Origin of the sequence: Maritimibacter sp. HL-12 (assembly GCF_900177545.1) — a bacterium.
Classification (GTDB): domain Bacteria; phylum Pseudomonadota; class Alphaproteobacteria; order Rhodobacterales; family Rhodobacteraceae; genus Sinisalibacter.
The window spans coordinates 1,362,684-1,381,832 of sequence record NZ_FXBQ01000001.1 but is presented as its reverse complement, the minus strand read 5'-3'; the positions used below and the strand labels follow the sequence as shown (position 1 = coordinate 1,381,832).

General features: G+C 62.0%; 23 protein-coding genes. 11 read left to right on the top strand and 12 right to left on the bottom strand.

Translation table 11 applies throughout. The annotated features are described in order from the left end of the window. Positions 1 to 25: 25 nt before the first annotated feature. From B9Y97_RS06870 to fliF, 3 genes are read right to left on the bottom strand one after another with little or no spacing between them, the layout of a single operon-like run. Entirely contained in the window at positions 26 to 319 is a 294-nt protein-coding gene (locus tag B9Y97_RS06870; protein ID WP_085526048.1) for a FliM/FliN family flagellar motor switch protein, read from the bottom strand. Then, a complete protein-coding gene (locus tag B9Y97_RS06865) occupies positions 312 to 944 on the bottom strand; it encodes a FliH/SctL family protein (RefSeq protein ID WP_085526047.1) in 633 nt (210 codons plus the stop codon). Before B9Y97_RS06865 ends, B9Y97_RS06870 begins: the two co-directional genes overlap by 8 nt. Further along, a complete protein-coding gene (fliF, locus tag B9Y97_RS06860) occupies positions 944 to 2,581 on the bottom strand; it encodes a flagellar basal-body MS-ring/collar protein FliF (protein WP_085526046.1) in 1,638 nt (545 codons plus the stop codon). Before fliF ends, B9Y97_RS06865 begins: the two co-directional genes overlap by 1 nt. A 123-nt stretch (positions 2,582 to 2,704) precedes the next feature. Between fliF and fliL the strand changes: the two genes are divergently transcribed. The 10 genes from fliL to B9Y97_RS06810 all read left to right on the top strand — a co-directional run bounded on the left by fliL (position 2,705) and on the right by B9Y97_RS06810 (position 12,963). Then, entirely contained in the window at positions 2,705 to 3,211 is a 507-nt protein-coding gene (fliL, locus tag B9Y97_RS06855) for a flagellar basal body-associated FliL family protein (protein ID WP_085526045.1), read from the top strand. 20 nt (positions 3,212 to 3,231) lie between these two features. Beyond that, positions 3,232 to 3,684: a hypothetical protein gene (locus B9Y97_RS06850; protein ID WP_176224319.1), complete on the top strand. Its 453-nt coding sequence runs from the start codon at positions 3,232 to 3,234 to the stop codon at positions 3,682 to 3,684. Next, on the top strand, positions 3,681 to 4,304 hold the full coding sequence (locus B9Y97_RS06845; RefSeq protein ID WP_139828247.1) for a MotE family protein: 624 nt from the start codon (positions 3,681 to 3,683) through the stop codon (positions 4,302 to 4,304). The genes B9Y97_RS06850 and B9Y97_RS06845 overlap by 4 nt, the downstream gene beginning before the upstream one ends. 71 nt (positions 4,305 to 4,375) lie before the next feature. Beyond that, positions 4,376 to 5,245, top strand: coding sequence for a flagellar motor stator protein MotA (gene motA, locus B9Y97_RS06840; RefSeq protein ID WP_085526044.1), 870 nt, complete (start codon positions 4,376 to 4,378; stop codon positions 5,243 to 5,245). After that, on the top strand, positions 5,242 to 7,674 hold the full coding sequence (locus B9Y97_RS06835) for a hypothetical protein (RefSeq protein WP_085526043.1): 2,433 nt from the start codon (positions 5,242 to 5,244) through the stop codon (positions 7,672 to 7,674). Before motA ends, B9Y97_RS06835 begins: the two co-directional genes overlap by 4 nt. Positions 7,675 to 7,812: 138 nt before the next feature. Further along, positions 7,813 to 8,574: a lysozyme family protein gene (locus B9Y97_RS06830; RefSeq protein WP_254900868.1), complete on the top strand. Its 762-nt coding sequence runs from the start codon at positions 7,813 to 7,815 to the stop codon at positions 8,572 to 8,574. A gap of 9 nt (positions 8,575 to 8,583) precedes the next feature. Beyond that, positions 8,584 to 10,668: a flagellar biosynthesis protein FlhA gene (flhA, locus tag B9Y97_RS06825; protein WP_085526041.1), complete on the top strand. Its 2,085-nt coding sequence runs from the start codon at positions 8,584 to 8,586 to the stop codon at positions 10,666 to 10,668. Beyond that, on the top strand, positions 10,665 to 11,441 hold the full coding sequence (locus tag B9Y97_RS06820) for a flagellar biosynthetic protein FliR (protein ID WP_085526040.1): 777 nt from the start codon (positions 10,665 to 10,667) through the stop codon (positions 11,439 to 11,441). Before flhA ends, B9Y97_RS06820 begins: the two co-directional genes overlap by 4 nt. Continuing rightward, positions 11,441 to 12,559, top strand: coding sequence for an EscU/YscU/HrcU family type III secretion system export apparatus switch protein (locus B9Y97_RS06815; protein ID WP_085526039.1), 1,119 nt, complete (start codon positions 11,441 to 11,443; stop codon positions 12,557 to 12,559). The genes B9Y97_RS06820 and B9Y97_RS06815 overlap by 1 nt, the downstream gene beginning before the upstream one ends. Next, on the top strand, positions 12,556 to 12,963 hold the full coding sequence (locus tag B9Y97_RS06810; RefSeq protein WP_085526038.1) for a hypothetical protein: 408 nt from the start codon (positions 12,556 to 12,558) through the stop codon (positions 12,961 to 12,963). The genes B9Y97_RS06815 and B9Y97_RS06810 overlap by 4 nt, the downstream gene beginning before the upstream one ends. Positions 12,964 to 12,994: 31 nt before the next feature. Here B9Y97_RS06810 and B9Y97_RS06805 read toward each other — a convergent pair whose 3' ends face one another. The 9 genes from B9Y97_RS06805 to B9Y97_RS06765 are packed head-to-tail and all read right to left on the bottom strand — an operon-like array spanning position 12,995 to position 17,576. Continuing rightward, positions 12,995 to 13,492, bottom strand: coding sequence for a flagellar basal body-associated FliL family protein (locus B9Y97_RS06805; protein WP_085526037.1), 498 nt, complete (start codon positions 13,490 to 13,492; stop codon positions 12,995 to 12,997). 9 nt (positions 13,493 to 13,501) lie between these two features. Then, positions 13,502 to 14,233 (bottom strand): flagellar basal body L-ring protein FlgH, encoded by a 732-nt coding sequence (flgH, locus tag B9Y97_RS06800; protein WP_085526036.1) that lies wholly within the window; start codon positions 14,231 to 14,233, stop codon positions 13,502 to 13,504. Between the two features lie 9 nt (positions 14,234 to 14,242). Beyond that, complete coding sequence (flgA, locus tag B9Y97_RS06795; protein WP_085526035.1) at positions 14,243 to 14,689, bottom strand: flagellar basal body P-ring formation chaperone FlgA; 447 nt, start codon at positions 14,687 to 14,689, stop codon at positions 14,243 to 14,245. Next, a complete protein-coding gene (gene flgG, locus B9Y97_RS06790; RefSeq protein ID WP_085526034.1) occupies positions 14,689 to 15,474 on the bottom strand; it encodes a flagellar basal-body rod protein FlgG in 786 nt (261 codons plus the stop codon). Before flgG ends, flgA begins: the two co-directional genes overlap by 1 nt. An 18-nt stretch (positions 15,475 to 15,492) precedes the next feature. After that, positions 15,493 to 16,212 carry a flagellar hook-basal body complex protein gene (locus tag B9Y97_RS06785; RefSeq protein WP_085526033.1) on the bottom strand — a complete coding sequence of 240 codons (720 nt, stop codon included), beginning with the start codon at positions 16,210 to 16,212 and terminating at the stop codon, positions 15,493 to 15,495. A gap of 1 nt (position 16,213) precedes the next feature. Then, positions 16,214 to 16,480: a flagellar biosynthetic protein FliQ gene (locus B9Y97_RS06780; RefSeq protein WP_139828407.1), complete on the bottom strand. Its 267-nt coding sequence runs from the start codon at positions 16,478 to 16,480 to the stop codon at positions 16,214 to 16,216. Between the two features lie 2 nt (positions 16,481 to 16,482). Continuing rightward, the gene (fliE, locus tag B9Y97_RS06775) at positions 16,483 to 16,776 is read right to left on the bottom strand and encodes a flagellar hook-basal body complex protein FliE (RefSeq protein WP_085526032.1); all 294 of its coding nucleotides are present in this window, start codon (positions 16,774 to 16,776) and stop codon (positions 16,483 to 16,485) included. A gap of 9 nt (positions 16,777 to 16,785) precedes the next feature. Next, the gene (gene flgC, locus B9Y97_RS06770; RefSeq protein WP_085526031.1) at positions 16,786 to 17,178 is read right to left on the bottom strand and encodes a flagellar basal body rod protein FlgC; all 393 of its coding nucleotides are present in this window, start codon (positions 17,176 to 17,178) and stop codon (positions 16,786 to 16,788) included. Between the two features lie 2 nt (positions 17,179 to 17,180). Next, positions 17,181 to 17,576 carry a FlgB family protein gene (locus B9Y97_RS06765; protein WP_085526030.1) on the bottom strand — a complete coding sequence of 132 codons (396 nt, stop codon included), beginning with the start codon at positions 17,574 to 17,576 and terminating at the stop codon, positions 17,181 to 17,183. Between the two features lie 89 nt (positions 17,577 to 17,665). Between B9Y97_RS06765 and B9Y97_RS06760 the strand changes: the two genes are divergently transcribed. Continuing rightward, positions 17,666 to 19,018, top strand: coding sequence for a FliI/YscN family ATPase (locus B9Y97_RS06760; RefSeq protein ID WP_085526029.1), 1,353 nt, complete (start codon positions 17,666 to 17,668; stop codon positions 19,016 to 19,018). Positions 19,019 to 19,149 lie beyond the last annotated feature (131 nt).

The following is a 19,149-nucleotide window of genomic DNA, read 5'->3' as shown; positions in this document are numbered from 1 at the left end:
CGACGATTGATCTGGGCGGCATGTTCTAGATCCCGTTCTTCAGGTCGGCCACCTCGGTCAGGCGGACAACAAGCTCGGCCTCGGGACTGCCTTCACGTTCTTCCAGTTCGCCGCGCGCGATCAACTTGTCACCGATGAACAGCTCGACAGGATCATTCACTTTGCGATCAAGATGGAGGATCGCGTCCGGCTTCAAGCTCAGCAGGTCTCGGATCGAGGGGCGCGCGGTGCCGACCGAGACCATGATCTCAACCGAAACCTGCGAGAATGGATTGTCGGCACCGAGAGCCTCGCCGGCGCGGGTGGGAGATTCAGCCATGGTTGAAGGCCTTTTCGTTGAGTTCATACAAGCTGTTGATCGCGGCACCGATCCGGTCGACCGCGGTGGTGAAATCGATGTGGCGTTCGAGATTTCCCGATCGCAGGAATACCTGGCCCTCCGCGAGAGACGGCTCTTCGACCAGTTCAAAAGGGATCGAAATCGTCTTTGCGAGAAGCTCGTGAAGAACCGGGAGACTGGCGGGGCTGACCACGACCTCGATGGGGGCGTCGGCCGCCGTCGCCGCCAGCGGCATCAATTCCTCGATGATCGTTTGACCGATGGTCTCGGAGATCAGGCGGGGAAGCACCTTTTCCACCATGCCGGAGAGCAATGGTTCCAGCGCATGCATCACATGAGACCGGGCTTCCTGAAAGGTGAACCCAAGATCCTGGAGATTGCGCGCAAACTCGGCCCCGATCCGGCCCTGTTCTTCCGCCTGCGCACGCAAGGCGTCATCCCATCCGGCCTGATAACCGGCTTCGTAGCCTTCGAGGCGGGATGCCTCGACAAGCTCATTCGAAGGCGCGTTTGCAGGTCCGGGGATGGCACCGCCGGCGCTGCCGGGGCCTTCCATCGGGGCGTCAACGCCTGCCGCGAAATCTTCGAGCAATGGGCGCGGCATCAGGCAGTCTCCTCGTCTTCCATCCAGCCACGCAGAATCTCCACCGTTTCGGTTTGGCGTTCTTCGATCAACGTGCGGAGCCGGTCGACCGGGTCGTTCTGCCCTCGACGCTGCGGCAGATCATCGGCCAGCGTGTTGCCGAAGTCGAAGTCGGCAACGATGGCGCTTTCAGGAACCGCGGGCAGGTTGGTATCGTCGATTTCGCCGGTGAGTGCGGTGAGGGTGTTCGGGGCGGTGACTTGCGGCGAGGCCAGACTTGTGGGGCCGGCTAGGACCGCCGTAGCGCCGGCGGTGTTGCCTTTGCCAGCCAGGATCGGGCGAAGAACGAACAGGCCCAGGACGAGTGCGACAATAGACAGAATTCCAAGGCGAATCAGAGACATGGCGTCGATGCCGAGATTCCCCCAAAGACCAGCCGATGCCTCGGTGCCTTCGGAAACGATCGGCTCGAAGGCCATCGACTTGATCGTGATCGTATCGCCCCGGGTTTCATTCAAACCGACGGCGGAAGTGACGAGATCGCGCAAGGCGTCGAGTTCTTCATCACTGCGCGGGGCCCAGACTTCCTGACCATTGTCGTCGCGGGTTCGAATACCATCGACCAGGACGGCGACAGAGATGCGGCGCACCGTGCCCGGGCCCCGGTTGATTTCGCGCGTGGTTTCCGAAACCTCGTAGTTCACGCGTTCGCGGGTTTCGGTATTGTTGGAGGATGAGTCGCCGCCCTCAGCCTCGCCGTTCGGCAAGTTCGAGGCGACCGTCACCCCACCTTGACCGTTGCCGCTTGACGCGGCGGTGGATTCTTCGGTTTCCGTGGCGATGACCACGCGGTTTTCGGGATCGAACACGCGCTCGAGGATCGTTTCGCTTTCCAGCGCGGTGTCAATCGAGAGCTCGACGATCGCATTTCCGTAGCCCACCCGGGCCTCCAGCAGCCTTTCGACATTTTGTTTGAGCGCTTCCGCGCGGGCATTCGTTCCGCCTTCGAAGGCCGCGTCGTCGTCGCGGGTCATGACCATGCCTCCACGCGAGTCGATGATGGAAACATCGTCAGGGGAGAGCCCGGGAACAGCGGATGCCACCAGGAATTTCAGGGCCTTGGCATGTGGCCCGGACAGGGCCTCCTGCGCGGTTGTGACCGTCACGGAACCGGAGGGTGCGGATCGATTCCGAAATGTCTGCGAGTTCGGAATGGCGATATGAACCCGAGCCGACTTGATCAGAGGCGAGGAAACGATGGTGCGGGCAAGTTCACCCTCCTTTGCGCGCCAATAGGCGGCATCGAACATCTGCGAGGTCGTCCCGAACCCGGAAAGATTGTCCAGCAGCTCATATCCCTGGGCCGAGTCGCGCGGCAGCCCCTCGGAAGCAAGCGTCATCCGCAGTTCGTCCCGACGCGACGCGTCTACATAGATCGCCCCGCTGCGCACGTCGGTCGTAACCCCCCGCGCCTCCAGGGCCTGGATCAGTTCGCCCGCGGAGCCCGGCTCGAGGCCAGCATAGAGCAGGGCCATCGACGGTTGCGCGGCGATGCGGGCGATGGTCAGAACAGCGGCAAACATGGCCAGGGTCGCGACCGTGACGATGATCTGCTTGCGCGTATCGAGCGCGTTCCAGACAGCGAAGATCTGCTGCAAGACGTGACTCCCTTTTTCGAGCGGGCTTCTGCCCCCGTCGCGAGTCACTTTCGTCGATTGCTATTAACAATCAGTTAGCCCCTGCCGGTCTATAACCGAATCGTCAGATTGGACGGTTGGAATATGGCAGATACCGAAAAAACGCCGGAAGGCACGGAAGAAGCCAAGCCCGGAAAACGCGGTTTCCTCGGGATTGTAATAGGAATCGTGCTTGCCCTTGTCCTGGGCGGTGCGGGGTTCTTTGCAGTATATTCAGGCCTTGTCCTCGGGCCGGTGTCGGAAAGCGATGCCGGTGAGGAGAATGCCGGGGTCACACCGAAGAACCTGCCGCCGGTTGCCTTTGTGCCGCTAGACCCTTTGGTGATTTCCTTGGGTCCGAGCTCCAGTCATGACCATCTGAGGTTTCGGGCGGAGTTGGAAGTCATCCCGGGGACCGAGGCGGATGTCCGGGCGTTGGTGCCCCGCGTCATGGATGTTCTGAACTCCTATCTCAGGGCGGTTGAGCCCAGTGATCTCGAAAACCCGGTGTCGCTGATCGATTTGCGCGCGCAGATGCTGAGGCGGATCAAGCTCGTTACCGGAGAGGGCAGGGTGAAGGACCTGCTCGTGATGGAATTTGTATTGAACTGACGCAAAAAAGGAGGGCCAGAATGGACCAGATCTTCAAGCTGGCATCGGATGTGCTGCTTGGTGCCGGGGCACTCGGCGCGGCCATATACTGCGTTGTCCTCGCCCGTCGGCTCAAACGTTTCAACAATCTCGAAAATGGCGTCGGTGGCGCGGTGGCCGTGTTGTCGGCGCAGGTCGATGACATGACGCGCACGCTGGATCAGGCCCGCAAGGCGGCGGCACACTCGGCGCAATCCCTGACCAGTTTGACAGATCGCGCGGAATCCTCGGCTCGCAAGCTCGAACTGATGATGGCGTCGCTTCACGATCTGCCAGAGGCCACGTCGCGCCTTGAAGAAGAGATCGAAAACAGCGCCGGGTCCGACGAAGACCGGGCTTCTCAGGAGACGCCAAGGCCGCTTGCCGGCGCAACGCCAGAGCCTCCGCCCTTGTTTGCTTCGCGGCGCACTGCGGCAATGGGAGCGCAGCCATGAATTCGAATGACGATCAGACTGCCCAAAAGGCGGCACCGCCGCCGCGCCGCCGCCGCAGGACTGCAAGGGGGATCCTGTGGGTCATTGCCACGGCACTCGCGCTGTCGGGCCTTTTGCGTCTCTCGGGGGAAAGCGGGGTGGCGATTGCCGAGGGCATCGCCGCCGCCGTCGAGGGTGCCCCGCCCGCTGAAGATCCGGATGGCGCACCATCGAATGATATCGCGCAAGTGTTGTCCGCGCTCCAGGATCGTGAGACCACCTTGGCCGCGCGTGAGGTGGCATTGGCAGATCGGCAGAAGGCGCTCGAAGTGGTCGAGGCCCAGGTACGGAAAAACCTGGTTGCGCTCGAGGCCGCGGAGGCCAGCCTGGAGGCCACGATGACCATGGCATCCACGGCGGCGGAAGATGATCTGGCGCGGTTGACCGCCGTTTATGAGAACATGAAAGCCAAGGAAGCCGCCCCATTGTTTGCGGCGATGGATCCCCAATTTGCCGCCGGTTTTCTCGCCCGAATGCGACCGGATACCGCCGCCGCAATCCTTGCGGGCCTCGATCCTTCCTCCGCCTATTCCATCAGCGTGATCCTTGCAGGTCGAAATGCAGAAGTGCCGACAAGGTAGGTCCAACGTGCAGGGATTCTTAACCGGACTCAGCGAGACTGACGAGACTCAAGGTAACGAGGAGCGACGGGATGATCGGGTTCGTTGGTATCGCGATGATCTTCATCATGGTGTTTGGCGGCTACCTTGCCGCCGGTGGGAAGATGGGGATCATCCTGAAAGCGCTTCCGTTCGAATTCACAATGATCGGTGGTGCTGCCGCCGGGGCCTTCGTGATCTCGAACGATATGGCCGCCATCAAGCACACGATGAAAGATATCGGTCGGGTGTTCAAAGGGCCGCGCTGGAAACCGCAGGACTACAAGGATCTGTTGTGTCTGCTTTTTGAGCTCATACGACAGGCCCGTCAGAATGCGGTCGCGCTCGAGGAGCATATCGAAACACCTCAAGAAAGCTCGATCTTCGGAAAATACCCGCGGATTCTGGCAGACCGGGAAGCGATCGAGTTGATCTGCGATACGCTCCGATCGGCATCAATGAACTATGACGATCCCCATCAGGTCGAGGAGGTGCTGGAAAAACGCATAGAAGCGACTTTCCACCACGCACAACATCCAAGCCACGCCTTGCAAGCGGTTGCCGACGCTCTGCCCGCGCTTGGCATCGTTGCTGCGGTTCTCGGGGTCATCAAGACGATGGGATCGATTGACCAACCCCCTGAAATCCTGGGAAAACTCATCGGTGGTGCCCTGGTCGGCACGTTCCTTGGCGTGTTTCTTGCCTACGGCATCGTTGGGCCATTCGCCATGAAACTCAAGAGCGTGTCCGAAGACGACGCGCACTTCTACCAGCTCATTCGCGAGGTTCTTGTGGCAAATCTGCATAACCACTCGACCAACATCTGTATTGAAGTCGGTCGTCAGAACACGCCCAGCCAGGTTCGACCGGGCTACTCCGAGCTTGAGGAAGCATTGAAGGAGGTCAAGAAAGACGCGGCATGATCAGGATATTGGCCCTCGTCTTTTCGTTTCTCCTGCCGATCACCGCAGCGGCGCAAAGCGTTCCTGTGCGCTCGGGCGATCATGCCGGCTTCTCTCGTCTGCTGCTTGGCTTCGATGCCGAAGCCCGATGGGAGTTCGGGCGGGTCCCGGGGGGCTTCGAGTTTCGGGCCGGGAACAAGGCGGTCGAATACAACCTGGTTTCGGTTTTCGACTTGATCACGCGAAACCGAATCGTGGATGTCCTGGATCGGGGGGACGGGCGGCTTTTCCTGAAGGTTGATTGCATCTGCCACGGTGATGCCTTCGATCTGCGGGATGGCCAGGTTGTGCTCGATATCAAGGATGGACGTCCGCAAAACCCTGCACATCCGTTTGAACAAGGTCTGGAAGAGCTGACCTTGCAGGCTCCTTCAGTCTCGCTGCCGGACCTCGCCCAGCAAAGGCAAGTTGCACCGCCTTTTGCCCGGATCTTCGATGGCCTGGGCCAACCGCCGGATAGAATTGAGCTGCCGTTGGCGTTTGAACAGGCCTGGCCGACTGGCAACGCGATGAGTTTGGCGTTGCCGCCGGCACCCCTTGAGAACGACAAGCCACCGGCACCATCTGAAACGAGCAGTGCCGCCCCCGAGCAGACGGGCAATGCTCCAGAAACAATCCCCGAACCACAGGAATCCGGTTCGCGGGCATCGGAAATGCAGTCATTGTTGCTGGAACAGATCGCCCGTGCCGCAGCCCAGGGATTGTTGGAGGCGGACCTCGAACCGATCACTGTGGATCCTGCCGCTGTGCCATCGCCGGAGGTGGTGCCGCCAGATGCGGCGAAGGCTGAGCCTGCTCCGACTGGACGGAAACCCCCGACGGATCGCAGCCATATGGAAGTCGAAACGGGGGTGGATCGCGCCGCGAGCGAAAGCCGCGCCTCTGTCATTACCGGTGCCGGGGATCATTGTATTCCAAGTGAATTCTTTGATGTTTCGAGCTGGGGTGGTGCAGGCGAGACCTTTGCTCAAGATCTTGGCGCATTTCGCGGCCAAACTATTGGCGAATTCGATAAGTCCGATAGCGATGGGGTTACCGGGCTTGTCAGGTATTATATCTACATGACATTCGGGGCCGAGGCATTGGCCATGATGCGGAATAACCCGAATGACGTTGCCCGCAGCGATCTGCTGGAAATCATGGCTGAAATCATGGATACGGGCGTGTCGCGAAACGCGGCTTTGCTCGTGGATCAGATGGCCTGCAAAGGGGAAACGGCACTTTGGTCGGTGCTCGCCCAACCGAGACTCGATCGATCCCGGGAAATCAACACAAATGCAGTTGCGCTCTCTTTCGCTGGATTGCCGCCGCATATTCGCATCCATCTTGGCGCACCTCTTTTGAACAAACTTCTGGAAGCCGGTGATCTTGAAGCCGCGGATTCCGTGAAGAACGCGATGGACCTTGCCACGCCCGCGGGTTCCGGGGATCTGGATGCAATTGCATTGCGCTTCGACCGGATGCGTGATGACGCCGATACCGCGCGTGGTCGGCTTGATGAAATGCTCGCCAAGGATGACGTTTCAATGCCCGATGCTTTTCTGGATCATGTCGATGCAGAACTGGGAAGGGGGCGATTGATCCCGGACGAGCAGATATCGCTTCTTGAAAGCCTGGCGTTTGAGCGGCGCGGGAGTGACGAATCCACGCCGTTTCTGGTTACCGCGATAAGGGCGCGGGCTTTATCTGGCGATTTTGCAACGGCGTTTTCGGGGCTGGTGGATTTCAGAGACATGTCCAGTCTGAATGAGAGGGAACGCCGCGATCTGGTTGGTGAGGTGTTCCGTCGCCTGAATGAGGATGCTGCCGACGAAACCTTCCTTCGGTATTTGCTGCCCCGTCTTGATCTGGTCGTGGGTTTGCCCGCCGATGAACGTCGTGGGCTCGCGGAAAGACTGTTGGATCTCGGTCTGACCAGCCCTGCCCGCATTGTACTCGAAGGTCAGGATTCTTTGCCGGGACCGCAGGACCGGTTTTTATTCGCGCGGGCAGCGATGCTTGACGGCCGGCCTGACGTTGCGATCGGATACCTTGCCGGAATCGAGAACGAGGTGGCAAACGGGTTGCGGGCTGAGGCGTTGGAAGCGGCGGGCGATTTCGGCGGAGCGTTCCGCGCGTATCTGGCATCCGGTGATACGGACTCTGCCGGTCGTATGGCCTGGCAAGGCGAGTTGTGGGACGATCTTGCGAAAATCGGTGAAGGGACGGTGCGCGATGTGGCGCATCTCATGCGCGATCCGGATGCGGTGGATAAACGTTCGACATCCGAGGAACCTCAAGTATCGCTGGCCGGTGCCCTAGGGGTGATTGACGAGAGCCGGACGTCGCGGGCGATCCTGGAAAGCCTGCTGGACCACAACCCATCTGCGGGTTCCGGCGATATGGATTGAGCCTGGTTACCATTTGGAAACCGGGTTCGGATATGAGTGTTTTCATACGCAAGAATTGCGGTGAAAACAATGAATCTAGGTCGATCCCAGAATCCTCGGCAGGGTCTTTCGCCAAGGCGCAATACGGCTTCCAGAGGTGTGTCTGCCCTTCTGTGGTTGTGGCGGCTGGATCATGTGGGTCTCGTGGCTTTCCTGCTGCTTCTTGCCGCCGCGGGTGCCCCCGCGAGCGCCAAGACCGGCGCGGCCCCGTCGCTGCTCTGTGAGCAGGCGGCAATCGTTGCCGCGGGGCGAACCGGGGTACCTATTTCGGTGCTCAAAGCGATCATGCTGACCGAAACCGGTCGAGCGCAAGGCGACGACATGTCCCCGTGGCCTTGGACTGTGAACATGGAAGGCAAGGGGCAATGGTTCGATAGCAGATACGCTGCGACTGCATATGCCGAAGAACACCACAAACGCGGTGCCACGAGTTTTGATGTTGGGTGTTTCCAGATCAACTACAAATGGCACGGTCAGAATTTCGCGTCATTGGAAACCATGTTCGATCCTATGGAAAACGCGCTCTATGCGGCTGGTTTCCTGGCCAAACTTTTTGACGAAACGAACGATTGGGAAACGGCTGCCGGCACTTATCACTCGCGAACGCCGGTCTATGCCGATGCCTACCGTGCAACGTTTTCTTCGATCCGGAACCGGTATCTCACAGAGGACGCTCTGCCGCTCCCGGCGCTGGAGAACGCCGACCCGGATTGGACCGGCCGCGGCGAGCGTGCTGCTGCGGAGAGGAACAACAGCTTTCCGCTCTTGAAAGCAGGCGGTGCGCATGGCTTGGGGTCCCTGGTCCCAATGCCCGAGTCCGGGCTTGCCCGCAGCATTTTTGCTCTGGACAAGGCGGGGTAGGGTCTGAAGATGACGCCTCTGGTCGCTCAGGTTTTCCGGCCAACGATCCTGCTCGCCCTGGCCCTGATGGCCATCATCGTCATGATGATCTTGCCGGTGCCGTCCTGGGTTCTCGATATCGGGCTTGCCGCCTCGTTTGCGCTCGCAATCCTGATGTTTACGGTGACCCTCTTCATCGAACGTCCGCTCGATTTCTCCGTGTTCCCAACCGTTCTGCTCGCCTCTCTCATGTTGCGGTTGTCGCTGAATGTCTCGTCGACGAAGCTCATCATCGGAAACGGCCATACCGGCACCGCGGCGGCGGGGAACGTCATCGAGGGATTCGCGAGCTTCGTCATGTCGGGCAGCGTTTTCCTTGGCCTGGTCGTTTTTGGTGTGCTGCTGATCGTGAACTTCGTCGTGATCACGAAAGGTGCGGGCCGCATGGCCGAAGTGGGCGCGCGGTTTGCGCTCGACGGCATGCCCGGCAAACAACTCGCAATCGATGCCGACGTGTCTTCCGGCGCGATCACGCATGAGGAAGCGAAGGAGCGGCGCGCGCGCGAACAGGCGGAAACCACTTTTTTCGGATCGCTCGACGGGGCATCGAAATTCGTCAAGGGCGACGCCATCGCCGGATTGCTGATCACGCTGCTCAACCTCACGATGGGCCTGATCATGGGGGTTGCAATCCATGGAATGGCACTTGGAGATGCGTTTGAAACCTACGCGATCCTGACGGTTGGCGACGGGCTCGTAAGCCAGATTCCGGCGGTGATCATATCGATCGCATCCGCCTTGCTGCTGGCACGTGGCGGTGCCACGGGCTCGACAGATCTTGCCCTGTTTGCCCAGCTTGGCCGTCATCCTTCCGCATTGGTGACGGTCGCGATCCTGATGGCATTGTTCGCGCTCGTGCCGGGTTTGCCCTTCATCCCTTTCGTGATCGGCGCGCTCGCGCTTGGCTCGGCTGCCTGGTGGGTAAAACGCAAGACCCGGCAAGGCGAGGCCAGGAACGCCGCACAGGAGATCGCGCAAAGTGCCGTGCAGCCGCAGGCGACGATGGGGGATGTGCTCGATCTCGATGATATCCACGTGGAGTTTGCAACGGACCTTGTCACCATGGTGCTGGACCCCGCGACCGGGCTTGATGCGCGCATCGCCAATATGCGCAATCATGTCGCGAGTTCATACGGGTTGATCCTTCCTGAGATCCGTTTGACCGACAACCCGGCCCTCCCGGCGGGCAATTACGTTGTTCGCATTCAGGGCGTGGAACAGGCTCGCGACAGGCTCGTGCCGAACCGGGTGCTGGCGATCCTCTCGGGGAGCGAGGCGGATCTGCCCGCCGGTGACGATGTCGAGGAGCCGGTATACGGCGCACCATCGCGATGGATTTCACCTGAGTCCCAGGATCAGGTCGCCTTGCAGGGCGGAACGGTGGTGACCGCGACAGAGGTGCTCGCCACCCATCTTCTCGAGGTCATGAAGCGGAATTTCGGGCGTCTTTTCAGCCTGAAGGCCCTGCGCCGCCTGCTCGACGAGTTTACCAATGTCTCCGATCCGGCACGGGCCGAAGCAAACCGGCGCCTGCTCGAGGAACTGGTGCCCGACAAGGTGCCGGTCGATACCTTGCTCGCGGTTCTGCGCCTGCTTCTGGAAGAGCGTGTCTCGATCCGCAACCTGTCACTCATCCTCGAAGCCATTGCGGAAGTTCGCCCGGTTCTGGGGGCCCCGGAGGCGATTTGCGAACATGTGCGCCAGCGCCTCGGGTTCCAGCTTATCGCCGAAGTCAAACGCTCGGATGGCACCCTGCCCCTCGTGCAACTGGATCCGGATTGGGAAGAGACTTTCACGACTTATCAGATGGATGGCGAGCGGGGGAGCGATGTGGCCCTGCCGCCGGAGATGTTCAACCGGCTTGCAAGCGGCATTGCCGAAAGGATCGCGAAAGCCGGCGAAAATGGTGTCTATCCGGCGGTCGTGACGTCGATGCGGCGCCGCCGTTTCCTGCGCACGGTACTCACGGCGAAGGGCATAGCGAACCCTGTGTTTTCGTTTGAAGAGATCGGCACCGATGCCCGCCCGGCGCTGGTTGGGATGGTATCGACATGACGGCAGATGTGGCGGCGTTGGTCGAATGGGCCGAAGATGCCCTTGCCGTCGGGTTCATCGTGTTCTTGCGTGTGGGGGCAGCGATGGCGCTGTTCCCGGCTTTCGGTGAACGGTCGGTTCCCGAGCGGGTGAGATTGATGCTGGCGCTCGGATTCACGCTGGTCGTCCTGCCGATGGCGGGGCCGCTGGTTCGGCCCGAAATTGAGACCCTCGCCCGTCCGGGCGTGCTCGTCATCACCGAGGCCCTGGCCGGGCTCGCGATCGGTGCCATGATCCGGATGTTCGTGCTGGTGCTTCAGATCGCCGGATCAATGGCGGCACAAGCGACGTCGCTTGCGCAGATTTTCGGCGGCCAGAATGCCGATCCGCAACCCGCGATGGGGCATGTTCTGTTCTACGGCGGCCTTGCCCTGGCGGTCCTGCTTGGTTTGCACGTCAGGCTCGCGGAAGTGCTGATCTTGTCATATGACGTCTGGCCGCCCGGCCGTTTGCCTGGGGCGGAGCTGCTTTCAGCCTGGGGGCAGGCCCAGGTTGTGCGGGTTTTTGCCCTCGGGTTCACGCTCGCCGCGCCATTTGTCGTGGCGTCGTTGGTCTATAACGTCGCGCTTGGCGTCATCAACCGCGCCATGCCGCAACTCATGGTCGCTTTCGTCGGGGCACCCGCGATCACGGCAGGTGGCCTCATCCTTTTGTTTCTGACCGCCCCGCTTCTCCTTGGCCTCTGGCATGACGCCTTCACCGAGTTCCTCAGCGATCCCTTTGGAGCAATGTGATGGCCGAGCCCCAGGACGATGCGGACAAGCAACACGAGCCAACCCAGAAGAAACTCGATGATGCCCGCCGCAAAGGCGAGGTGCCGCGATCGGCGGACCTGACGACGGCGGCATCCTATGGCGGGTTCCTGCTGGTTTCCGTCACGATCGGTGCCGCCAGTCTCCGGGAGGTCGGGGCCGTGCTCGCCGGGCTGGTGGAACATTCGGTTGCCTTGTCGGCTGAAGTGTTCGCGGGCCGGGGGTCGGTCATGACCGGTGCGCTCCTGCGCGACGTTGGCGGCGCATTCCTGCCCTGGTTTCTGATGCCCGCGGTCCTCGTTCTGCTTGCCAGCATCGCGTTGCGATCCTTCACCGTGGCACCGGAGAAACTGAAGCCCAAGTTCAACCGCATCAGCCCGGTTGCGAATGCAAAGAACAAGTTCGGTCGTTCGGGCCTGTTCGAGTTTGCCAAGAGCTCTGCCAAGCTGCTGATCTTCGGGCTTGTTCTGGGCGTGTTTCTCTGGCGCGAAATGCCGCAGATCGTCGGCACGCTCAGCCTCAACCCCGGGATGGTAACGGTCGTGCTGTTGTCGCTCGGGGTCCGGTTCTTTGCCCTTGTTCTCGTGATTGCACTCGTGATCGGCGGTGGCGATTTTCTGTGGCAGCGCCAAGAACACCTGCGCAAGAACCGGATGTCGCGCAAGGAGTTGATGGACGAATCCAAGCAGAGCGAGGGCGATCCGCACATGAAGCAACAACGTCGCCAGCGCGGTGTCGAGATCGCGATGAACCAGATGCTCGCGGATGTGCCGAAGGCCGATGTCGTCGTGGTGAACCCGATGCATTACGCGGTGGCCCTGAAATGGAGCCGGCGGCCGGGCGAGGCACCAGTCTGCGTTGCAAAAGGGGTCGACGAGGTTGCTGCGCGGATCCGCGATGCGGCCACCGAGGCGGGTGTTCCGCTTCACCGCGATCCGCCCACGGCCCGGGCGATCCATGCAACCGTCGAGATCGGCGAGGAGGTCAGACCGGAGCACTACCATGCGATCGCGGCCGCGATCCGCTTCTCCGAAGACATGCGCCGCAGGATGCGGGAACGCACGGGACGTTTCGGGGTTGAAGGGGCGCGATTGCAATGACGCGCGGGCTGGCGGATCTGGAGGCGCTCTCGCGCATGGTGCTGGACCGGGATCTGGCAGATTTGAAGACGCTGGCCAAGGCGGTTGGCAAATGCAGATCCGAAGTCGAGGAACTGGCGCGTGCGAGGGCCGAAAGCGCGGGCGTGGTTGCAGGCCATGATCCGGGCGAAGGGCTTGTCGGCCTGTCCGCTCGCGATCTCCTGTGGCGAGACTGGGTGCGCCGGGAACACGCGCTGCGCCAATCCGAACTGGCCCGCGCCATGGCTGATTTCGAAGCGCAGCGGGTGGTTGCCAGCAAGGCGTTTGGGCGGGCAGACGCGCTTCGGCAAATCCGTGACACCGAGAGCGTGGAGCGCCGCCATGCCGCCAACCGCCGGAGCCGAAAATTTGCCGACATGGGGTGACGCACCGATCGTGGAAGCTACGCTGGCTCGCTCAGAGATCCTGCCGCATGATATCCGTGATCAGGATATCAAACACGTTGCCCTCAAGGACGCGCCGGGCGGCCTCGGTCAGTGCGATACGAAGCCGTTCCATGTTGGGCCCGGAAGTGAAACTGCCGTCGAAGCCGCCTGCGTTGGCGTGATCGAACAAGACCTGCAGGAAGATGTCGCGCAACTTCGGTTCGCGCTGATACACCGTCTCTGAACCGCCAGTCGGCACGTTCAGGCTCAGCGAAAGCACCACGAGCGCCGCGACGGCTCCCTCCTGAACCACGGGAACGACGAACTGGTTGTTCATCTTGACGAAATCGCCAACGACCTCGGCGGCTTCCGGTGGCTTGACCGATCCGGCTTCGGCGTCGGGGCCGCAGGTGCAGGCGCAGTCGCCCTCGGGGGCTGCGGAAGGCGGCGCGGGCCGGAGCGCGAAGCCGGCACCTGCACCGGCACCAAGGCCGATCAATGCCAGCAGTATCGGGATCAGCTTGCCCACATCATTCCCCTAGAACGGCAGAACCATATCGGTGATCTGCTGGCCGATACGCGGTTGCTGCATGTCGGTGATCTGTCCGCGTCCGCCATAGGAAATCCGCGCCGACGCGATCTTGTCGTAGGGGATTTCATTCTGCCGCGAGATGTCGGCCGGCCGCACGTAGCCCGAAACCAGCAATTCGCGCAGTTCGTAGTTGACCCGAACCTCCTGGCTGCCCTCGATCCGCAGAACCCCATTGGGCAGGTTGCCGACGACGGTTGCCGCGACGCGAAGGGTCAGTTTCTCGTTCCGCCGGGTCGTGCCGTTGCCCGACGAACTGCCGGAAGAGCTCGTCGAAACACCGGGGACAAGGTCAATTTCAGCCAGTGGCCCCAATGCATCGATACCGAGGAGCGCCCCGATACGCATTTCTTCCGCGCCGGATCGCCCGCGCGAGGAGCTTGCCGAAACCTCGGCCTGTTCATCAATTTCAATCACCACCGTGAGAATGTCGCCGGCCGCCTGTGCCCGCCGGTCGCCGAGCAGGGATTGGCGGCCAGCGGCCCAGAGCGACGACCCCTCGGCCTCCTGGCGCATCACGATATCGCGGGGAAGCGGGATCGAGCTCATCGCCTGAGCCTCGCGCGTGGTCTCGATCTCGCTCAGGCCCGGGGGGCGACCCAGATCGTTGAGCCGTTGTTCGCAACCGGCGCCGAACAGGAGAACGACGAGGCCGCCAAGGGGAAGGAGTTTGCGTTTCATGCTGTCCTCTCAATTGGCCGCAAGGGGTGCGGCCGAAGGGTTGACGATTATGATCCCGTCGGTGCGAACCCGACCGGAGATTGTCTGGCGCGACGCGAGGTTCATCACCCGCAGCACATCGTTCACACCTGCCCGGCCGAGTGCTCGGCCTTCGGCTATGATTTCGAGGCCCGATTGCCGGAACAGCAAAGTCACGATCTGGTTGCGCTCGATGATTGCGGGGGGGCCGATTTCACCGGGACGAATTGGGCGTCCGGCAAAGAGCGCAACGCGGGTCTCGAGCCCGACAAGCCCATCGACCGAGTCGAAGGCCCCCGCGTGTTCGTCTTCGATCAGGCGCAAATCGTCGGATGTCAGCACAGTTTGGGCACGGATCGTGCGGGCGGCCACAACGGTTTCTGCAGCGACCGGCGGCGGCGCGACGAACGCGATACAAAGCAGAAGGAGACGTTTCATCAGCGCACCTGCGTTGTCGCGGCGAGCATCTGGTCGGCGGCGGTGATAACCTTGGAGTTCAGCTCATAGCCGCGCTGGGCCTCGATCAATTCGGTGATTTCCTTCACCGCGTCGACGGAGCTTTGCTCCCGGTAGCCCTGACGCAGCGTACCCAGCCCGTCTTCGCCGGGCACACCAATGATCGGCGGGCCCGAGGCCTCGGTTTCGACGAAATTGTTCGAGCCGACCGCTTCGAGCCCCTGCTCGTTGGTGAACTGTGCGAGGGTAATCTGGCCGATGAGCTGCGCTTCAACCTGGTTGTTGAAATAGGCGTAGATTTCGCCATCGGCATTGATCGTGATCGCGCGGGTCTCGACCGGGATGGTGACTTCGGGCACCACGGGAAAACCATCGGAGGTTACGATCAGGCCCTCGCCGGTGCGTTTCAGGCCCCCGTCGCGGGTATAGGCGGAGACGCCAGATGGGAGAATGATCTCAAGGTATCCGCGCCCTTCGATGGCGAGGTCGAGGTCGCCGCCGGTCTGGGCAAGCGACCCCTGCTGGATCTGCATGGAAACCGCGGTGGGCCGCACGCCAAGTCCAAGTTGCACGCCGGTGGGCAAGACCGTGCCGTCGGTGGCGTTGATCGTGCCGGGGCGCGACATTTGCTGGTAATGCAGGTCGGCGAATTCGGCGCGGCGGGCGTTGTAGCCCGTCGTCGACATGTTGGCGAGGTTGTTCGAGATGGTCTCGACCCGCATCTGCTGGGCCAGCATCCCGGTTGCCGCAATTTTCAGGGCGCGCATGGTGGCTCCTCTCCGAAGTTATTTTCCCAATGTCTGGATCACGGCCCGAATGCGTTCGTCATCGCGTTCGAGAAATGCCTGGCCCTGTTCATAGGCGCGCTGAATCTCGATCATCCGGGCAAGCTCGCCGACCGGATCGACGTTGGACCCTTCGAGGAAACCCTGGAGAATCGCGGCCCCCTCGATGGCAGGTTGCGCGCCGCCCGGCACCTCGAAGCGCACCCCGTCGCGGGGGCGCATGTCGTTCGGGTCATCCGGAAGCCAGAGACCGATCTCGGCCAGCGGTTGGCCATCCGCCGACAGCGTTCCATCGGGCGCGATGGCAATGGCGGCGGTATCGGCGGGCACGAATATGGGAGCGCCGCCGCCGTCCAGAAGGCGATAGCCGTCTAGTGTGACGAGTTCACCCGCAGGCGAAGGGGAGAAGGCACCGGCGCGGGTGAGCAACGGCCCGTCCGGCCCCTCGATCATGAAGAATCCATCGCCTTCGATCGCCAGGTCGAAGGTGCCGCCGGTCTGGGTGAGTTGCGCCTGATCGAGCCGCGTATCGCGCACATTTGCGGTGGCCATCGAAAGCGATGGGTCGCCGGGTGCGAGCGCTTGCACGAATTCCGAGAAGATCAGGCCCTCCCGCCGGAAGCCGGTGGTCGAGGCATTGGCGATGTTGTTGGCCACGGAGCGCATTTCGGCAAGGAGACCGGACTGACGCGTGAGCGTGGTATAACCTGCGTTGTCCATGTCAACTCCCGGCTATGAGCGGCACGATGGTGCCCTGGAAGTAACTGACCAGTGTTTCGGTCATGAAGCCCATCGACAGCCAGAAGACCACGAGCATGGCGGCAACCTTGGGCACGAAGGTGAGCGTCATTTCCTGGATCGAGGTCAGTGCCTGGAACAGGCCGACGATGAGCCCCGCCACAAGCGCGACGGTGAGCACCGGCAGCGAGATCAGGACGGCGTTCCAGAGCCCGGCGCGCAAGGTGTCGTAGAAGACGATCTCATCCATGATCATACCGGCATCCTGAGAATTTCCTGGTATGCCTCGACGACCTTGTTGCGCACCGTCACCGCGGTTTCGACCGCGAGTTCGGTCTGGGCGAGCGCCTCCACCAAAGCGTGCGGGTCGGCGTTTCCGATCATCGCGGCCTTGGCCACCGTTTCACCCTGATCGAGCGTTGCGGCAAAATCCTGTGCCAGTCTGCCGAAGGTCTCGCCGGCGCCCTGGCCCGCCTGCGCGTTCGGTGCCGTGGCTGGTTTTGTGGCCGCATAAGCCTGCGCCGCCAATGTCGATTTCACGTCCATTCAGCCCTCCTATTTCCGGAGAAGATCGAGCAGATTGCGCGACATTTGCCGCGTCTGCTCGAAAATCTTGAGGTTCGCCTCGTAACTTCGTTGCGCTTCGCGCGCGTCCGCGATCTCGATCACGAGATCGACATTCGACCCCTCGAAGTAGCCGTCTTCGCCGGCCATCGGGTGCGAGGGGTCGTAGACCTTTGGCAGTTCGGCCCGGTCGAGCTTAACCGGCCCGGTCTTGACAAGGCCGGTGCGGCGGCCGCCTTCGATCGATTCCTCGAAGGAAACGATCTTGCGTCGGTAGCCCGGCGTATCGGCGTTGGCGATGTTTTCGGAGGAATGACGCAAGCGGTTGGCCTGGGCCTGCATGCCGCTCATCGCGGATTTCACGGAATTGAGAAGATCGCTCATTCTCAACCCCTCCCGCCGATCGAGGTCCGCAGGATCTTCATGGCCGAGCCGTAAACCGCAAGGGCCCGGTCATGCGCGCTCTTGGCGCGTGCGGCGGCAAAGACCTCCTGTTCGAGCGACACGTTGTTGCCGTTGGGCGAGGCGGCATCGGGGCGATACACGGTGTTGATCTCGCCGCTGTAGTGCCCGGTTTCCCCGGCGAAGCCATGACCCGCACGCGTTGCCCGCATGCCGTTCCCCGGCTCGCCGCGGTAGGTTTCGGAGAACTCGGCGAGATCGCGGGCGCGGTAACCCGGGGTATCGGCATTGGCCACGTTCCGGGCGATGACCGATTGGCGCTGTGCGCCGTGCTTCGCCAGCGCCTGCGCCACCGAGAAGATTTCCAGTTTTTCGAACATCGGGGCTTCTCCCTCGACCGCTTTCAACCAAGGCTTAACCCTGATTCCTTTAGAAACGGTTTCAGGCTCACGGCGCGGGGAGACAAATCATGCCAGATGTCGGGTTCGACAAACTTGCCGCAGAGATCGCCGCGATCGCCCCGGCTCATCATGTTGGCCGGGTCGTGCGGATTGGGCGTGGCACGATCGAGGTGACCGGATTGGGCAGGGTCGCCGCGCAGGGAGACCTCGTGGAGATCGCGGCAAACGGTCAGGCGACGCGCCGGGGGGAGGTGCTCAACCTCGCGCGCGATGAAGTCACCATCCTGCCGGATGGGGCGTTCGAGGGGCTTCAGATCGGTGCCGCGGTGACGCTTGTCGGGACGAGCCAGATCGCGCCCGACGACAGCTGGATTGGCCGGGTGATCGACCCGATGGGCAAGCCGCTGGATGGTTGGCCGATATTTCGGGGCCTCGCCGCCCGACCGCTTCGCGGGCAGCCGATCAATCCCACGCAACGGCGCGTTCTCGGCCCGCGTCTGGAAACCGGGTTGGCGGTGTTCAACACGTTGCTGCCCTTGGTGCGTGGTCAGAGAATCGGGCTGTTTGCCGGTTCCGGCGTCGGCAAATCAACGCTTCTGGCCAAACTGGCGCGTGGCGTTCACGCCGACATTGTCGTGATCGCGTTGATCGGCGAGCGTGGGCGCGAGGTGCGCGAATTCATCGAACGGGTTCTGGGGGCGGACGGCATGCGCCGGGCGGTTGTCGTTGCGGCGACGTCGGACCAATCGCCGCTCCTGCGCAGAAGGTGCGGGTGGACAGCGATGGCGGTTGCGGAGCATTTCCGCGACCAGGGCAAGCACGTGCTGTTGCTGGCAGATTCTGTAACCCGCTTTGCAGAGGCGCACCGCGAGATTGCGCTGGCCGCCGGCGAAGGTGGCGCTTTGCGCGGGTTCCCGCCCTCAACGGCGCATCAGATCACCACGCTTTGCGAACGCGCGGGGCCGGGGGCTGGCACCGCGGGCGATATCACGGCGGTTTTTTCGGTGCTCGTTGCCGGATCCGACATGGAGGAACCGGTGGCCGATATCCTACGCGGCGTGCTCGATGGGCATGTTGTGCTTGATCGCAAGATCGCCGAGCGCGGACGGTTTCCCGCGATCGACCTGTTGCGCTCGATCAGCCGGGCGCTCCCGGGCGCGGCGAACGAGGCGGAAAACACCCTGATTTCCGCGGCTCGGCACCGGCTCGGAACCTACGACCGTTCGGAGATGATGATCAAGGCGGGGCTCTACGCGAAGGGATCGGACGCAGACCTTGACGCGGCAATTGAAAGCTGGCCGAAGCTCGACGCCTTCCTTGCGGAGGATGAATGGGACAACACCGCCGCCAGCTTTCGAAGGCTTGCCGCCTGTCTGAGAGTTGACGGCGGCGATGCGGTCAGTGGATCGGAGGCGACATGATCCGCGGCACCGCGTCCGTGGATCGCGGTGTTTTCCATGGTCCTGGGGCTGGTTGGGCACGCGACGTTTCAGCCTGGGGAGGGTTTCGCCGGGCTTCAAGCGCTGGTCGCTTGAGCGCCCCGAGCGCTTTG

Coding starts and splice junctions, on each gene's coding strand:
- B9Y97_RS06820 (WP_085526040.1), top strand. CDS start 10,665: ATGACGGCAGATGTGGCGGCGTTGGTCGAATGGGCCGAAGATGCCCTT.
- B9Y97_RS06765 (WP_085526030.1), bottom strand. CDS start 17,576: ATGTTCGAAAAACTGGAAATCTTCTCGGTGGCGCAGGCGCTGGCGAAG.
- B9Y97_RS06845 (WP_139828247.1), top strand. CDS start 3,681: ATGAATTCGAATGACGATCAGACTGCCCAAAAGGCGGCACCGCCGCCG.
- fliE (WP_085526032.1), bottom strand. CDS start 16,776: ATGGACGTGAAATCGACATTGGCGGCGCAGGCTTATGCGGCCACAAAA.
- fliL (WP_085526045.1), top strand. CDS start 2,705: ATGGCAGATACCGAAAAAACGCCGGAAGGCACGGAAGAAGCCAAGCCC.
- flgC (WP_085526031.1), bottom strand. CDS start 17,178: ATGAGCGATCTTCTCAATTCCGTGAAATCCGCGATGAGCGGCATGCAG.
- B9Y97_RS06865 (WP_085526047.1), bottom strand. CDS start 944: ATGCCGCGCCCATTGCTCGAAGATTTCGCGGCAGGCGTTGACGCCCCG.
- B9Y97_RS06810 (WP_085526038.1), top strand. CDS start 12,556: ATGACGCGCGGGCTGGCGGATCTGGAGGCGCTCTCGCGCATGGTGCTG.
- B9Y97_RS06835 (WP_085526043.1), top strand. CDS start 5,242: ATGATCAGGATATTGGCCCTCGTCTTTTCGTTTCTCCTGCCGATCACC.
- motA (WP_085526044.1), top strand. CDS start 4,376: ATGATCGGGTTCGTTGGTATCGCGATGATCTTCATCATGGTGTTTGGC.
- B9Y97_RS06815 (WP_085526039.1), top strand. CDS start 11,441: ATGGCCGAGCCCCAGGACGATGCGGACAAGCAACACGAGCCAACCCAG.
- B9Y97_RS06850 (WP_176224319.1), top strand. CDS start 3,232: ATGGACCAGATCTTCAAGCTGGCATCGGATGTGCTGCTTGGTGCCGGG.
- flgG (WP_085526034.1), bottom strand. CDS start 15,474: ATGCGCGCCCTGAAAATTGCGGCAACCGGGATGCTGGCCCAGCAGATG.
- B9Y97_RS06780 (WP_139828407.1), bottom strand. CDS start 16,480: ATGGATGAGATCGTCTTCTACGACACCTTGCGCGCCGGGCTCTGGAAC.
- flhA (WP_085526041.1), top strand. CDS start 8,584: ATGACGCCTCTGGTCGCTCAGGTTTTCCGGCCAACGATCCTGCTCGCC.
- B9Y97_RS06870 (WP_085526048.1), bottom strand. CDS start 319: ATGGCTGAATCTCCCACCCGCGCCGGCGAGGCTCTCGGTGCCGACAAT.
- flgH (WP_085526036.1), bottom strand. CDS start 14,233: ATGAAACGCAAACTCCTTCCCCTTGGCGGCCTCGTCGTTCTCCTGTTC.
- flgA (WP_085526035.1), bottom strand. CDS start 14,689: ATGAAACGTCTCCTTCTGCTTTGTATCGCGTTCGTCGCGCCGCCGCCG.
- B9Y97_RS06760 (WP_085526029.1), top strand. CDS start 17,666: ATGCCAGATGTCGGGTTCGACAAACTTGCCGCAGAGATCGCCGCGATC.
- B9Y97_RS06785 (WP_085526033.1), bottom strand. CDS start 16,212: ATGGACAACGCAGGTTATACCACGCTCACGCGTCAGTCCGGTCTCCTT.